At 62.2% G+C, this 16051-nt stretch carries 10 protein-coding genes; 8 read left to right on the top strand and 2 right to left on the bottom strand.

Annotated features, from left to right (window positions below):
* The first annotated feature begins 151 nt into the window (after nucleotides 1-151).
* A complete protein-coding gene (locus LA343_RS00995; RefSeq protein WP_224209182.1) occupies nucleotides 152-2131 on the top strand; it encodes an MMPL family transporter in 1980 nt (659 codons plus the stop codon).
* A 249-nt stretch (nucleotides 2132-2380) separates the two neighbouring features.
* Here the strand turns inward: LA343_RS00995 and aceA are convergent, their stop codons facing one another.
* Complete coding sequence (aceA, locus tag LA343_RS00990) at nucleotides 2381-3676, bottom strand: isocitrate lyase (RefSeq protein ID WP_025403700.1); 1296 nt, start codon at nucleotides 3674-3676, stop codon at nucleotides 2381-2383.
* Between the two features lie 559 nt (nucleotides 3677-4235).
* On the opposite strand from aceA, the gene LA343_RS00985 reads away from it, so the two are divergent.
* Complete coding sequence (locus LA343_RS00985) at nucleotides 4236-6458, top strand: malate synthase G (protein ID WP_025403699.1); 2223 nt, start codon at nucleotides 4236-4238, stop codon at nucleotides 6456-6458.
* A 107-nt stretch (nucleotides 6459-6565) separates the two neighbouring features.
* Entirely contained in the window at nucleotides 6566-7684 is a 1119-nt protein-coding gene (locus tag LA343_RS00980) for an alkene reductase (RefSeq protein ID WP_025403698.1), read from the top strand.
* A 39-nt stretch (nucleotides 7685-7723) separates the two neighbouring features.
* Here the strand turns inward: LA343_RS00980 and LA343_RS00975 are convergent, their stop codons facing one another.
* Nucleotides 7724-8428: a hypothetical protein gene (locus tag LA343_RS00975; protein WP_144084529.1), complete on the bottom strand. Its 705-nt coding sequence runs from the start codon at nucleotides 8426-8428 to the stop codon at nucleotides 7724-7726.
* A 197-nt stretch (nucleotides 8429-8625) separates the two neighbouring features.
* On the opposite strand from LA343_RS00975, the gene LA343_RS00970 reads away from it, so the two are divergent.
* The 5 genes from LA343_RS00970 to LA343_RS00950 all read left to right on the top strand — a co-directional run bounded on the left by LA343_RS00970 (nucleotide 8626) and on the right by LA343_RS00950 (nucleotide 16045).
* Complete coding sequence (locus LA343_RS00970; RefSeq protein WP_025403696.1) at nucleotides 8626-9378, top strand: HAD family hydrolase; 753 nt, start codon at nucleotides 8626-8628, stop codon at nucleotides 9376-9378.
* A 73-nt stretch (nucleotides 9379-9451) separates the two neighbouring features.
* On the top strand, nucleotides 9452-12289 hold the full coding sequence (locus LA343_RS00965; protein ID WP_025403695.1) for a glycoside hydrolase family 65 protein: 2838 nt from the start codon (nucleotides 9452-9454) through the stop codon (nucleotides 12287-12289).
* 150 nt (nucleotides 12290-12439) lie between these two features.
* Nucleotides 12440-13228: a succinate dehydrogenase cytochrome b subunit gene (locus tag LA343_RS00960; RefSeq protein ID WP_025403694.1), complete on the top strand. Its 789-nt coding sequence runs from the start codon at nucleotides 12440-12442 to the stop codon at nucleotides 13226-13228.
* A gap of 34 nt (nucleotides 13229-13262) precedes the next feature.
* The gene (locus LA343_RS00955; protein ID WP_025403693.1) at nucleotides 13263-15296 is read left to right on the top strand and encodes a fumarate reductase/succinate dehydrogenase flavoprotein subunit; all 2034 of its coding nucleotides are present in this window, start codon (nucleotides 13263-13265) and stop codon (nucleotides 15294-15296) included.
* Nucleotides 15296-16045 carry a succinate dehydrogenase/fumarate reductase iron-sulfur subunit gene (locus LA343_RS00950; RefSeq protein ID WP_025403692.1) on the top strand — a complete coding sequence of 250 codons (750 nt, stop codon included), beginning with the start codon at nucleotides 15296-15298 and terminating at the stop codon, nucleotides 16043-16045. The genes LA343_RS00955 and LA343_RS00950 overlap by 1 nt, the downstream gene beginning before the upstream one ends.
* Nucleotides 16046-16051 lie beyond the last annotated feature (6 nt).

Here is a 16051-nt window from a genome sequence, read left to right as displayed (position 1 = left end):
TACCGCTGACCGCAACCGACCGCCACCGACCACCACAACCACAGAAGACACCGAGGGGCCACCTATGCGCACAGAAAAAGCAGCCAAGTTGAGTAGATGGGTGACGCTTGCGCTCATCCTCCTGGCCGGAGCACTCATCGGGATGGGCCCTATGGCCCAGCCCAAGGATCAGACTGCCACCCTCCCCGACGGCGCGGAATCCACCGTGGTCGCCCAGCTGCAGCAGCGCAGCGAGGACCCGGCCGCCGATAGTGCCCTCGTGCTGTTCACCGCCCCCGATGGCGCGGACAGCCCGCAAGCCAAGGCCGTGGGCCAGAACTTGGGAATGCTGCGCGACAAGGCCAAGCAGCTCGGCGGCCCGCTGATCCCGAACGACCAGGGCACGGCGGCGCTGAGTTTCATCAACATCACGTCCGATTCCTCCACACAGAACGCGGAGAAGGTCACTGAGCTGCGGGAGAAGGCCAACGAGGGCTTGCCGGAGGGCATCGTCGCGAAGGTCACGGGTCCGGCGGCTGTCCAGGCCGATCTGGCGAATGTGTTCAAGAATGCCAATTTCCTGCTGCTCAGCGTGACGGCCATCATCGTGGCGGTGCTACTCATCATCACGTACCGCTCGCCGGTGTTGTGGCTAATCCCCCTGCTGGTCATCGCGCTTGCTGACCGTTTGGCGGCGGTGCTGTTCACGTACGTGTTGAGCGCGGTGGACGTGCCGTGGAACGAGTCCACCTCCGGCATCTTGTCCGTGCTGGTCTTCGGCGCGGGCACGAACTACGCGTTGCTGCTCATCAGTCGTTATCGCGATGAGCTGCATGAACATGACAGCCGTTTCGCTGCCATGGCTGCGGCGTGGTGGCCGACGGTGAAGACGATCACCGCCTCTGCCTCCACCGTGGTGCTCGGCGTGGCCTGCCTGCTGCTATCTGCCGTGCCGACCACTCGCGGCCTGGGCTTGGCCGCCGTCGTGGGTGTGTTGGTGGCGCTGTTCTTCGGTGCGTTTGTCCTTCCCGGTGCCATGGTGCTGTTCGGCCGGTGGATTTTCTGGCCTCGACGCCCACAGGTCGGCACCGCCGTGGAGCACAAGTTCTGGGATCGCATTGGTGGCTTCGTGAAGGCGAAGCCGCTGCCGATCACGATTGTGTCCTTGCTGGTGTTGGGCCTGGCCTGCATTGGTGCCACGCAGATGCGCACGGGCTTGAACCAATCTGATCAGTTCATTGATACCCCGGAGTCCATCGCTACCGCTCCGCTGCTGGAGCAAGCATTCCCGGACCAGGATGCCACGCCGGCTACGGTGATGACGCTCAACCCGAAGCAGGTGGAGACGGCGCTGCGGGATAACGGGCTGTCTGAGCGCGCGGTGCAGAGCGCCGTCAACGAGGGCCAGCAGATTACCGTGCCGAACGGCGAGATCGATGGTGCCGCTGGCGGCACGTGGACGAGCATGCGTGTGTCCGGTCTGAGTGTGGAGGAGCTGCGGCACATCTTTGCGGGTGAGGGCAAGGACGGCAATATGCCCGGTGGCCAGGTGATCCGCGATACCTACGTGGGTGGGCAGGATGCTCAGCTCATCGATGCGGAAACATCCTCGGCGCATGACCGCCTGGTGATCTTCCCGCTGGTGTTGGGACTGGTGTTCGTGGCGCTGGCCGTGCTGCTGCGCTCGCTGCTGGCGCCGTTGATCATGGTGGCCACGGTGCTGCTGACGAACATCTCCGCACTGGGCATCGGTTGGTGGATCTCCACGGGCGTGTTTGGGTTCAAGGCCTTCGCGGACACGACTCCGCTGTATGCATTCGTCTTCCTCGTGGCCTTGGGCGTGGATTACACCATCTTCCTCATCACTCGAACGCGCGAGGAAGCGCGGCGGGTGGGCACAAAGGAAGGCGTGCTGCGCGCGCTGACCTCCACGGGTGGCGTGATCACCTCGGCGGGTATCCTCTTGGCCGCGGTGTTCGCTGCGCTGGGTGTGCTCCCGCTGGTGGTGTTGGCGCAGCTTGGCGTGGTGATCTTCGTCGGCGTGCTGCTGGACACCTTGATCGTCCGCACGCTGCTCATCCCGTCGGTGGTCCAGTTGCTGGGTGAGAAGTTCTGGTGGCCTGGCTCGGTGAGCCGAAATAAAAAAGATTAAAAAGATTAAAAGCAATAAAGAAGCGCGCTCCGCAGAGTGCGCTTCGGGGTGTTGCGCCACAGAAAGCCACAGAAAGCCACAGAAAGCCACAGAAAGCCACAGAAAGCCACAGAAAGCCACAGCAAGCTTTAGAAGGACACAGAAATAGGGCGGCTCATGCGTGTGCATGAGCCGCCCTATTTCGCCCTATCTGGCACTGTGATCAGCCCCGAGGAAGCTCGGGAAGCTGGTCAGCGCTGCGGGGATGGCCTAGTGGAACTGGCCTTCCTCGGTGGAGCCCTTCAGTGCGGTGGTGGAGGAGTTCGGGTCCACGGTGGTGGCGATGGAGTCGAAGTAGCCGGCGCCAACCTCGCGCTGGTGCTTCACAGCGGTGAAGCCGCGCTCCTCGGCTGCCTTGAACTCGCGGTTCTGCAGGTCCACGAAGGCGGACATCTGGTTGCGGGCGTAGCCGTAAGCCAGGTCGAACATGGAGTAGTTGAGGGCGTGGAAGCCAGCCAGGGTGATGAACTGGAACTTGAAGCCCATGGCGCCGAGCTCGTTCTGGAACTTGGCGATGGTGTCGTCGTCCAGGTGAGCGGACCAGTTGAAGGACGGGGAGCAGTTGTAAGCCAGCAGCTGGTCCGGGTACTCGGAGCGAACAGCCTCGGCGAACTTCTTGGCCAGCTCCAGGTCCGGGGTACCGGTCTCCATCCAGATCAGGTCTGCGTAGGGAGCGTATGCCTTGGCGCGGGCGATGCAGGGCTCGATGCCGTTCTGCACGTTGTAGAAGCCCTCGGAGGTGCGGCCGCCGGTCAGGAACGGCTTGTCGCGATCGTCAACGTCGGAGGTCAGCAGGGTAGCGGCCTCGGCGTCGGTACGTGCCACAACCAGGGTGGGGGTGTTGGCAACGTCAGCTGCCAGGCGGGCAGCGTTCAGGGTGCGGATGTGCTGCTGGGTGGGGATCAGCACCTTGCCGCCCAGGTGGCCACACTTCTTCTCGGAAGCGAGCTGGTCCTCCCAGTGGGTACCAGCGGCGCCGGCCTTGATCATGGCCTTCTGCAGCTCGTAGACGTTCAGAGCACCGCCGAAGCCAGCCTCGCCGTCGGCAACGATCGGAACGACCCAGTTGTCAACGGAGGTGTCGCCCTCAACGCGAGCGATCTCATCGGCACGCATCAGAGCGTTGTTGATGCGCTGCACAACGTTGGGGACGGAGTTGGCGGGGTACAGGGACTGGTCGGGGTAGGTGTGGCCGGAGAGGTTGGCGTCACCTGCGACCTGCCAACCGGACAGGTACACAGCCTTCAGGCCTGCGCGGACCTGCTGCACAGCCTGGTTACCGGTCAGAGCGCCGAGGGCGTTGATGTAGGAGTCGTCGCCCTTGTTGATGGCTTCCCAGAGGATTTCAGCGCCGCGGCGAGCGAGGGTGTGCTCCTCGACAACGGTGCCCTGCAGCTTCTCGACCTGCTCAGCGGTGTAGTCGCGCTTGACGTGCTGCCAGCGGGGGTTCTCGTCCCAATCCTTCTGGATCTCTGCTGCGGTACGTGCCTTACCAACGTTTGACATGTGGTGTTCACTTCTTTCTTTAGTCGAAGACTCTTGTCTCGAATGCCCCGTTAGTTGTGGCTGGACGGTCTCGTGCATGAGTGATCCACCCACGGATAGGGGCACGACGAGGGTCGTGTGGGACTTGGAGTGAATGTCCGCTTGTGCTCACCGATGGCGAGCCGTTTGAGGATTTTCACTGCGGTGAAGCCCGCGGCCAAAGTCGCTAACTATCACACTACCAACACAAAATTGCCCGTCAATGGCGGTGTAGCAGTTATTTATGTGTGGGGGTGTAGCCCATTTTTGTAAACTTTGTGAAGATCCCACTCGTGAAATTTTTCTCGTTCGACGCCACCAGCCCGCGTGATCTACGTCTCTAACTGGGTTTATAGGACAATGCACCACAGCGCGGCTTGTGGAGTAGGAACAAGGAAACGTGTCCGCAGATCTTTGGGATTCCCCAGGGGTGGGGGTGATGAAAATGTTGCGCACGTCCAAAGGGGTGCCGATCGTGAGCGCGGTCACCTATCTTTGGATAGTAGAAACTCCATACGCAATCTGAGAATGAGGAGTCACCATGACCCAGACCCAGCAGACGGAACGAATCTCTGCGGGCGGCCTTCAGGTCGCCACAACTCTGTATGACTTTGTCAACAACGAGGTACTTCCTCGCATCGGCAAGGGCTCGGAGGAGGAGCAGAAGAAGTTCTGGGACGGCTTCGGCAAGATCGTGGAGGAGTTCACTCCGCGCAACCGCGAGCTGCTGGCAAAGCGTGAAGACCTGCAGAAGAAGATGGATCAGTGGTACGCCGATCACACCGGCGCCCAGGATCCGGACGAGTACACCGCATTCCTGAAGGAGATCGGCTACCTCGTTGAGGAGCCCGGCGACTTCGAGATCTCCACCGCCAACATCGACTCCGAAATCGCAGAAACTGCCGGCCCCCAGCTGGTGGTGCCGGTGCTCAATGCCCGCTTCGCCATCAACGCATCCAACGCTCGCTGGGGCAGCCTGTACGACGCCCTGTACGGCACCAACGCCATCTCTGAGGAAAACGGCCAGGAAAAGGGCAAGGGCTACAACAAGGTCCGCGGCGATAAGGTCATCGAGTGGTCCCGCAAGTTCCTCGACCGCGCCGTGCCGCTGGAGTCCGGTTCCCACGTGGACGTGACCAAGTACTCCGTGGAGTCCGGCCAGTTCACCGCTGAGATCGACGGCCAGGACGTTCACCTGCGTGAGCCCGAGGTGTACGTGGGTTACGCCGGTGACAAGGCTGATCCGACCAACATCCTGCTGCGCCACAATGGCCTGTACATCGACATCCAGATTGACCCCGAGTCCCCCATCGGCAAGACCGACAAGGCGGGCGTGAAGGACGTCTTCCTGGAGTCCGCTGTCTCCACCATCATGGACTTCGAGGATTCCGTGGCTGCCGTCGACGCCACCGATAAGACCCTCGGCTACCACAACTGGTTGGGTCTGAACACCGGCGAGCTGACCGAGGAAGTCTCCAAGGGCGGCAAGACCTTCACCCGTGAGCTCAACAAGGACCGCATCTTCACCTCCCGCGAGGGCGAGGAGCTGCGTTTGCATGGTCGTTCCCTGCTGTTCGTGCGTAACGTTGGTCACCTTATGCAGAATCCCGCGATCCTGGATAAGGATGGTGAGGAGATCTTCGAGGGCATCATGGATGGTGTGATCACTTCTGCCGCGGCTATCCCTGGCCTGGCGGAAGATAACGAGCGTCGTAATTCTCGTACTGGTTCGATCTACATCGTGAAGCCGAAGCAGCACGGTCCGGAGGAGGTGGCTTTCACCAATGATCTGTTCGCCGCCATCGAGGACCTGCTCGGTTTGGATCGGTACACCCTGAAGGTCGGTGTGATGGATGAGGAGCGTCGCACCACTGCCAACCTGGATGCTTGCATCGCGGCTGTGAAGGATCGTGTTGCCTTCATCAACACTGGCTTCCTGGATCGCACTGGTGATGAGATCCACACTTCGATGGTTGCTGGCCCGATGATCCGTAAGGGTGAGATGAAGACCAGTGACTGGATGCTGGCCTACGAGGACAACAACGTTGATGCTGGTTTGGCACACGGTCTGCCCGGTAAGGCTCAGATCGGTAAGGGCATGTGGGCCATGACTGAGCTGATGGCTGAGATGCTGGAGCAGAAGATCAACCAGCCCAAGCAGGGCGCGTCGACTGCGTGGGTTCCGTCGCCGACGGGTGCAACTTTGCACGCTACGCACTACCACGATGTGGATGTTTTCGAGGTGCAGGAGAAGCTGCGTACCGAGGGTCGCCGCGATACCTTGGGCAAGATCCTGACTGTGCCGGTGGCCGGTGCGAAGTTCGGTGAGGGTAATGCCACCTGGTCTGAGGATGAGATCAAGGAGGAGCTGGATAACAACTGCCAGTCCATCCTGGGTTACGTGGTGCGCTGGGTTGAGCAGGGCGTTGGTTGCTCGAAGGTGCCGGATATTCACGACATCGATCTGATGGAGGACCGTGCGACGCTGCGTATTTCCTCCCAGTTGCTGGCCAACTGGCTAAAGCACGGTGTGATTTCCGAGGAGCAGGTCATCGAGGCTTTGGAGCGTATGGCCAAGAAGGTTGATGCGCAGAATGAGGGTGATGCGGCTTACCGCAACATGGCTCCGAATTACGATGAGTCTGTTGCTTTCCAGGCCGCTAAGGACCTGATCCTGAAGGGTGAGCAGCAGCCTTCTGGTTACACGGAGCCGATCCTGCATGCTCGTCGTCGTGAGTTCAAGGAGAAGAACAACATCGCCTAGCGCGATAGCGTTGTTCTACCCCTGAGCCCCGGCATCGTCCTCAGCGAACGCGCATGGGCGGCCGGGGCGTGGCGAGGACGGCAGCAACAGGAATAGGATTGGCTGCCATGTCCACTTCCAAGCTGTACGAAGCACTTGAGTTCCCCGCCGCGCACAACGGCTCAACCATCTCTAACCGCATCACCATGGCCGCGCTGACCCGCCAGCGCGCCGGCGAAAATGGCACGCCCACCGAGCTTCACCGGGAGTATTACTCCCAGCGAGCCTCCGCAGGCATTGTGGTCACCGAGGGCACCTTCACCGCGTTCACCAACCGTGCCTTCCCCGGCCAGGCCGGGATGGTCAACGACGAACACCAGAACGCCTGGCGCGAGGTGGCGGATGCTGTTCACGAGCGCGGAGGTACCCTGTTTATGCAACTTATGCACGGCGGCCGGATGTGCTCCCCGGGGCTCCTCCGCGGCGCGCAACCCGAGGCTCCGTCGGCCATCGCTCCGGGCGTGCCCGTTCGCGATTTCAACGGCAAGTCGGAGGCACCCATCCCGCGCGCCCTCCGGACTAACGAGCTTCCTCGCATCATTCAAGAGTTCGTTGCCGCTGCCCGCCGTGCCGTGGATGCCGGCGTAGACGGCGTAGAAATCCACAGCGCCAACGGCTACCTGCTCCACGAATTCCTCAGCCCCGTCTCCAACACTCGCGAGGACAACTACGGTGGCAGCCCGGCCAACCGTGCTCGCCTGACCGGCGACGTTGTCCGCGCGGTCGCCAACGAGATCGGCGCCGAGCGCGTCGGGCTGCGGATCTCCCCGGAACACAACATCCAGGGCGTGCTCGAAGAGGACCGCGAGGACGTGCTGGCCACCTACGGTGCCCTGCTCGATAGCCTGTCCGACCTGAACTTCGGCTACGTCTCCGTTCTGCACAGGGAAGCCGCTGAGGATCCGACCGACGGCGAAATCAGCGAGTTGCTGGCCTTCTTGAAGGCCAAGTCCACGGGCGCGTTCATCCTCAACTCGGGCTTTAGCTCCTTCACGCAGAAGGACGAAGCTGAGCGCCTCGTCGATTCGGGATGGGCAGACGCGGTCGCCGTGGGTCGCATGCTTATTGCTAACCCGGATCTCGCCGAGCGCTGGGAAAATGATTGGGAGCTCAACGAACCCGATCAATCCACCTTCTACTCCAGGGGCGCCAAGGGGTACACGGATTACCCATTCCACGAGGCCTAAGCGCTGACCCCAGCCCCGGCTACCGCGGGTGCCGGGTGCCTAGTACAGGTACACCGTGTGCTCGGCCGGGTTGTTCACACCAGCGCAGCGGATTCCATCTCCGGCGATAGCCTCGCACCGCATGGAATCGGCCCCACCCGGCGTATCAGCGGGAAGGGTGACGGTCACGGGAACGAAGCTCCGCACGTTCTCGCTCGGCGCATGGCCGTGGAACAGTGCGCCAGCGGTGGCATCCGCGACACCGCACGGAGTTCCCTGCCCGGCCACGATGAAGCCCACGCCGAACCCGTTGCCCATTCGGCACATTGTGGCGGCCTGCCCATGAGCGACCACGGCCTGGCCTGGCTGCAACCCAGCGGGGTGATCTTCCATGCGCGGCGCACCGCCGGGCTGGGAAGCGTCGCTCATTCCTGCGTTGCCCGCGGTTGCCGGGGCATTGCCCACGGTGGGATGTGGCGCGGGGGCAGAGGGCTGTGCGCCGCTACCTGCAGAGTCCGTTGCAGCGTTCGCATCCTTCGCGGTGGCAGACGCCGTTGATTCCACGTTCGCGTTGCTGGGTTCGGCCTTGTTGGCGTTGTGATCCATATTGCTGCCGTCTGCGCCCCCGTCGCAGGCGGCGAGGAACAGTCCACCAACCATCAGCGGAACCAGAGCGGCCTGGCGGAGGTGGCGTCGCGAGAATCCCTGGCGCTGTGGTGCGTGGGGAGCCTCATGAGTCAGCTGTGTCCTCGATTGTGTCGTCATATCTCAGATGTATCACCCCATTGCGCTGCACCGCAATTGATTTGCTGGATTGTTACCAACCGGAAACACTAAGGCGTTCTCTGCTGGCCGCCACCGCCCGCGCAGCCGCTGCCGCTGCACATCCCAGCCAGATCATTAGGATGAAATGACGTACCGCAACCAGCCCCGCACTCCACCGCGTTAGGACACAATCACCGATGACCAACGACACCCCCAGCACGCCCGTGGACATCTACTCCTACGAGGCCCTCCTCTTCGACCTCGACGGCGTCATCACCCCCACCGCGAAGCTCCACCGCCAGGCATGGGCCCGCATGTTCAGCGCCTTCCTCGACAGCCGAGGCGCCCGCCCCTACACCGAACAGGATTATTTCGACTTCCTCGACGGCCGCCGCAGGGATGAAGGCATCCAGGCTCTCCTCGACTCTCGCGGCATTTCGCTCCCGCTTGGTTCGGACTCCGACGCCGCTACGGAGGACACCGTCCATGGATTGGGCACGCGGAAAAACGAGGACTTCCTTGCCCTGGTGGCCGAAGGAGTGGACGCTTACGAAGGATCGGTGCAGCTGCTCGATGCGATCCGTGACCGCGGCGCTGACGGCGAGCATGTGCCCCACATCGCCATCGTCTCATCCTCCAAGAACGCCCGGCAGGTCCTTGAGGCGGCGGGACTCCTCGATCGTTTTGAGGTCATTGTGGACGGCGTGGTGGCGTCGGAGGAAAAGCTTCCCGGAAAACCCGCCCCCGATACGTACGAGTACGGTGCGAAGAAGCTGGGCGTGCCAGTGGACAAGGCCGTGGTGCTGGAAGATGCCACCAGCGGTGTCGCCAGTGGACGCGCCGGACACTTCGGCCTTGTCATCGGCGTGGATCGCGGGGCGGGCAAGCAAGCGTTGCTCGACCACGGCGCGGACGTGGTGGTTCAGGACTTGGCGGAGCTGCTGGGGTAGAAGCTGCACCCTAGAACCCGGCGTGGAATAATCACCCGGTATCTATTGAGAACGTTCACGATCTGGAGGAATGATGGGCTCCAAGGCTTCCGCGAAGGCTTCCGAAAAGGCATCGGAGGAACAGCTGAAGAAGTTCCTCGCTGCTCGGCGTACGGGCGAGACGGAGGATTTCCGCCGCCCCATTGACGGCGGGGACCTCTTCGCCCAGGGATACCGCGCGGATTCTAAGCACTCCGCGTTCGATTACAAGGCCTCCATCGACCGAGACATCAACCCCGTGGACGAATGGGCATGGATCGAGACGAAGCCGAACGTGGTGGACCTCGGCGTGTCCGAGACACTGTTTGCGCTGTCCAACGGCTATCTCGGCATGCGTGCCAACCCCGCTGAGGGGCGTGACTCGAAGACGCACGGCACGTACATCAACGGCCTGCACGAGACGTGGGACATTCAGCACGCCGAGGACGCGTACGGCCTAGCCCGGGAAGGCCAATCGATCATCTCCGCCCCCGATGGCAAGGCCATGCGCCTCTACATCGATGACGAACCGCTGCGCCTCGGCAACGCGGAGGTCACTGACTACCGCCGCAGCATCGACTTCCGCGAGGGAGTGCTGCGTCGGCACATGATCTGGCGAACCCCCGGCGGCAAGCGTGTGCGGGTGACCAGCGAGCGCATGGTGAGCTTCCAGGAGCGCCACCTGGCGATCCTGTCGTTGGAGGTCGAGCTGCTCGACGCCCCCGCGGCCGTGGTGATCTCGTCTCAGCTGCTCAACCGCCAGGACGGCGAGGGCGAGTTCCCAGACAACAACTCCAACGCGGGCGAGGAGTTCGACCCTCGCAAGGGCGAGCAGTTCCAGGAGCGAGTGCTCATCCCGAAGTACCAGTCCACCCCGGAGCCGGAACGCGCCACTTTGGGTTACCAGGTCAACCACTCCGGTATGACGGTTACGGCATCGATGGATCACGTCCTCGAAGTCGATAACCCGAAGGATGCAGACGACACTGACGTGGACACCGGCGTGGAAGTCACCACCGAGGTGGAGGACGATGTGGCACGGGTGACGTACCACCTCAACGGCCGCAAGGGCATGAAGCTGCGCCTGGAGAAGTTCCTCAGCTACCACTCCTCGCGCCACGTCGCGCCGCGCGAGCTGGCCTTCCGCTGCGCCCGCACCATCAACCGCGCAAAGTCCGTGGGCTTCGAAAACCTGGTGAAGAACCAGGGGGAGTGGCTGGCCCGCTTCTGGGAGCGCTCCGACGTGCGCATTGGCGGCCAGCCCGAGATCCAGCAGGCCACGCGCTGGAACATCTTCCAGCTCGTACAGGCATCCGCCCGCGCCGAGACGCAGGGTGTGCCGGCTAAGGGCATGACCGGCTCCGGATACGGTGGGCACTACTTCTGGGACACGGAGATCTACGTGATGCCGTTCCTGTGTTACACCAACCCCACGTTCGCGCGGAACGCCCTGCGGTTCCGCTTCGACATGCTGCCCGCGGCACGGCAGCGCGCGTTGGAGCTCTCGCACGATGGTGCGCTGTTCCCGTGGCGAACGATCAACGGCCAGGAATCCTCCGCGTACTACGCGGCGGGCACGGCGCAGTACCACATCGACGCAGACATCACGTTCGCGCTGATGAAGTACGTCTACGCCACGGGAGACGTGGACTTCCTGCTGGAGCAGGGCATCCACCTGCTGGTGGAAACCGCCCGCTTCTGGATGTCTCTGGGCTTTTTCAACCACGATGAGGATCGCTTTGAGATCCACTCCGTGACCGGCCCGGACGAGTACACCACCGTGGTGAACAACAACCTGTACACAAACGTGATGGCCCAGTACAACCTGGAGGTTGCCGAGGCCGTGGTGCGGGAGATGAGCCGCGAGCGGCCGCAGGCCTACGCCGAATTGGTGAAGAACTATAGCCTCACCGACGAGGAGCTGGAGCGCTGGCGCAAGGCCGCCGAGTGCATGTACGTGCCCTTCAACGACAAGCTCGGAGTGAATCCGCAGGACGATCAGTTCCTTCACCGCAAAGTCTGGGACATGGATGACCCGGCTGTGGGGCCGAAGCGCCCGCTGTTGCTGCACTACCACCCGCTGACGATCTACCGGTACCAGATCCTCAAGCAGGCAGACGTCGTGCTGGCACTGTACTTGCAGGGCCAGAAGTTCGACCAGGACGTCAAGCGTGCCGACTACAACTACTACGACATCCTCACCACCGGTGATTCCACCCTGTCTGCGGTGGTGCAGTCGATCATGGCCGCAGAGCTCGGCTATCAGCGCAAGGCCGAGGACTTCTTCTACCGCGGTCTGTTCGTGGACCTGTGCGACCTGCACCACAACACCAGCGACGGCGTTCACATCGCCTCCTGTGGTGGTGCATGGGGCGCACTGACGAGTGGATTCGGTGGATTCCGTGATCATTTCGGCCAGTTCTCGATCGACCCACGCCTGCCCGTGGGCTGGGACTCACTGACGTACTACATCACCCTGTTCGGCGTGCGGCTGGAGGTCCAGGTTCGACCGGGCGAGGTGGAACTGAAGGTGGTTCACGGCGATCACCGCGTTGGCCCCATCTGGGTCATGGGTCACGAGGTCATCGTGGGTGAAGAGCCGGTGATCGTGACCGGTGACACCGTCCTCGACGACAGCGCTGACAGCGCTGAAGCCACGCGGCACGGAATTCAGGCTGCAGCGCCTGAGTCGGAGCCGGAGGCGAAGGATAGCGCTGACAGTGCTGAGAGTGCTGATAGCGCTGCGGCTAGCGCGGCAGACGCATCGGACGCAGCAGATGCTGCGGATGGCCGCAAGACCGAAGGCGTCGACAACACCCGCGATGGCAACGCCACTGACTCGGCGCGGTCACGCGCCGCAGGACCCCTAGGGTCGTCGTTCCGCCGGATCTAAAAACAGCGCGAATCGGCGCGGTTTCCCACTTCCAACTGGCACCTGTGAAAACACACCCCCTTAACGGGGTGCTAAAGGGTCACGATAATCCTTGATAAGTAGTCCAAAAAGGGTCATGCGATTTAAGGTATTTGTGACACTGGAGGTGCCATGACTGTTAAATATGACGACCGGGACGCAATTGTCCACGGAAAAATAAAGACTAAGGGCCTGCGCGAAAAGCCGGGCTTCCCATCATGGGCAATGAAGCTGACGATGGCCATCACGGGCATCATCTTCGCGCTCTTTGTCCTGGTTCACATGGTTGGAAACCTGAAGGTTTACATGGGAGCCGAAAGCTTCAACACTTACGCCGACTTCCTGCGCGAATTTGGCTACCCGCTTCTGCCTCACGAGTCCTTCCTGTGGATCGCCCGCATTGTTCTGCTGGTGGCCCTGGTTCTCCACGTATGGTGCGCATTCGCCCTGACCGGGCGCGGTCACCAGTCTCGTGGCAAGTTCCGCCGCAAGAACATGGTGAGCAGCTGGAACACCTTCACCGCACGGTCCATGATCGTCACCGGTATCGTTCTGCTGCTGTTCATCATCTTCCACCTGCTGGACCTCACCTTGGGCGTGCAGCCCGCAGCGTCCGCAGACTTCCAGAGCCCCGTGGACGGCAACCACGCTGCTTACCAGAACCTCGTTGCTTCCTTCGAGCGTCCGGGCGTGGCCATCTTCTACATCCTGGCCATGCTGATCCTGTTTATGCACCTGTCCCACGGCATCTGGACCGCATCCTCTGACTTGGGTATCACGGGCCACCGCTGGCGCCAGGTCATGCTGTGGGTGTCCTACCTGCTGCCAGCCATCGTGATGATCGGCAACATCTCCATCCCGCTGGCTGTGATGTTCGGTCTGGTTGATCAGACTGCCTTTGTCCCTACGATGGGGCACTAGCGCCGCGGTTCTGATTGAAGGAGAAGAGAGTTAAATGAGCGAAGTTACCAACCACCCGCACAACCAGACCGCGGACTTCGACTACGACAAGGCCGTTGCGGAATTCACCGCACCTCAGTCCTCTGTTGAGGGCGTCCAGGTCGGCAATGTTCTTAAGGACAATGCTCCGCACGCCGTGAGCCAAGACAAGCAGTGGCAGTACGCGAAGGAACACTTCGGTATGGTGTCGCCGCTGAACCGCAAGAAGTTCCGCATCCTCATCGTCGGCACCGGCCTGGCCGGTGGCGCAGCCGCAGCCGCCCTCGGCGAGCTGGGCTACGACGTTAAGGTGTTCACCTACCACGATTCCCCTCGCCGCGCGCACTCCATCGCCGCGCAGGGTGGTGTGAACTCCTCCCGCGCAAAGAAGCTGGATAACGACTCCACCTACCTGCACGCCAAGGACACCGTCAAGGGTGGCGACTACCGCTGCCGCGAGAACGACTGCTGGCGCCTGGCCATGGAGTCCCCCAAGGTCATCGACCACATGAACGCCATCGGCGCTCCGTTCTCCCGTGAGTACGGCGGCACCCTGGCAACCCGTTCCTTCGGTGGTGTGCAGGTCTCCCGCACCTACTACACCCGTGGACAAACGGGTCAGCAGCTGCAGCTGGCCACCACCTCCGCCCTGTACCGCCAGATCGGCGCAGGCAACGTGGAGATCTTCACCCACAACGACTTGGTCGACCTCATCGTGAAGGACGGCAAGTGTGAGGGTGTCATCATGCGCAACCTCATCACCGGTGAGCTGACCGCTCACACCGGCCACGCAACCGTGCTGGCCACCGGTGGTTACGGCAACGTGTACCACATGTCCACGCTGGCAAAGAATTCCAACGCCTCCGCTCTCATGCGTGCCTACGAGCTCGGCGCCTACATGGCTAGCCCGTCCTTCGTGCAGTTCCACCCGACCGGCCTTCCGGTTAACTCGGACTGGCAGTCCAAGACCATCCTCATGTCCGAGTCGCTGCGTAACGACGGCCGCATCTGGACCCCGAAGAAGAAGGGCGACGACCGCGCCCCGAACGACATCCCGGAAGACGAGCGCGATTACTTCCTGGAGCGTCGCTACCCCGCCTTCGGCAACCTGGTGCCTCGCGATATTGCATCCCGAGCAAATGCACAGCAGATCAACGCTGGCTATGGCGTCGGGCCGAAGAAGAACTCGGTGTACCTCGACCTGGGCGATGCGATCAAGCGCCTGGGCAAGGACACCATCCGTGAGCGTTACTCCAACCTCATCCAGATGTACGAAGAGGCCATCGGTGAGAACGCCTACGAGACCCCGATGCGCATTGCACCGACCTGCCACTACACCATGGGTGGCCTGTGGACCGACTTCAATGAGATGACGTCCATCCAGGGTCTGTTCTGCTCCGGTGAGGCTGCATGGATGTACCACGGCGCCAACCGCCTGGGTGCTAACTCCCTGCTGTCCTCCTCCGTGGAAGGCTGGTTCACCCTGCCCTTCACGATCCCGAACTACCTGGCACCGCTGCTCGGCGACCCGATCCCGGATGCCGACTCCCCGGCAGCCAAGGAAGCTCTCGAGCGCGCCAAGGCGCGCATCGAGCGGATCATGAACATCAAGGGCGACAACCCGCACGGCCCGGAGTACTACCACCGCCAGCTCGGCGAGATCCTGTACTTCTCCTGCGGCGTGGCCCGCAACGTCGAGGACATGAAGGACGGCATCGAGAAGATCCGCGCGCTGCGCAAGGACTTCTGGGCCAACGTCAACATCCCCGGCAACCCCGACGAGATGAACCAGGTTCTGGAGTACGCAACCCGCGTGGCCGACTACCTGGATCTCGGCGAGCTCATGTGCGTGGATGCCCTCGACCGCGACGAGTCCTGTGGTGCCCACTACCGCGATGACCACCTCTCCGAGGACGGCGAAGCCGCACGTGACGACGACAACTGGTGCTTCGTCTCCGCGTGGGAGCCTGCTGGCGAGAACAAGTTCGTTCGCCACTCAGAGCCCCTGTACTTCGACCGAATCCCGCTGATGACAAGGAATTACAAGTAATGAAACTGCATCTTGAAATCTGGCGTCAGGCGGGCCCGAATGCCGAAGGCCACTTCGAGTCTGTCGATGTCGACGACGCCGAACAGCAGATGTCCATCCTGGAGCTGCTCGACCACGTCAACAACAAGTACGTTGAAGCTGGCAAGGAGCCGTTCCACTTCGCCTCCGACTGCCGCGAGGGTATCTGCGGTACCTGTGGCCTCATGGTCAACGACCGCCCGCACGGCCCGGACAAGAACAAGCCGGCCTGCCAGCAGCGCCTGCTGTCCTTCAACGATGGCGACACCATCAAGCTGGAGCCGCTGCGCTCTGCCGCGTACCCCGTGGTCAAGGACATGATCGTGGACCGCTCTGCTCTGGACCGCGTCATGGAAAAGGGTGGCTTCGTGTCCATCATGGCCGGCACCGCTCCGGATGCCGACTCCCTGCTGGTCAACCACTCCGACGCTGAGAAGGCCCTGGATCACGCAGCCTGCATCGGCTGTGGTGCCTGTGTGGCAGCCTGCCCGAACGGTGCTGCCCACCTGTTCACCGGCGCCAAGCTGGTTCACCTCACCCTGTCCCCGACGGGTCGGGAAGAGCGTGGCCGCCGCGCCCGCAAGATGGTGGACGAGATCGAGACCACCTTCGGTTCCTGCTCGCTGTTCGGCGAGTGCGCCGATGTCTGCCCCGCCGGCATCCCGCTGACGGCCGTGGCAGCCATCACCAAGGAACGGACCCGTGCCGCTTTCCGCGGTAAGGACGACTAAGATCGG

The organism is Corynebacterium falsenii (assembly GCF_020099275.1).
Taxonomy (GTDB): Bacteria; Actinomycetota; Actinomycetes; order Mycobacteriales; family Mycobacteriaceae; genus Corynebacterium; species Corynebacterium falsenii.
The sequence above is the reverse complement of the archived record's forward strand: the minus strand, read 5'-3'. Positions and strand labels throughout refer to the sequence as shown.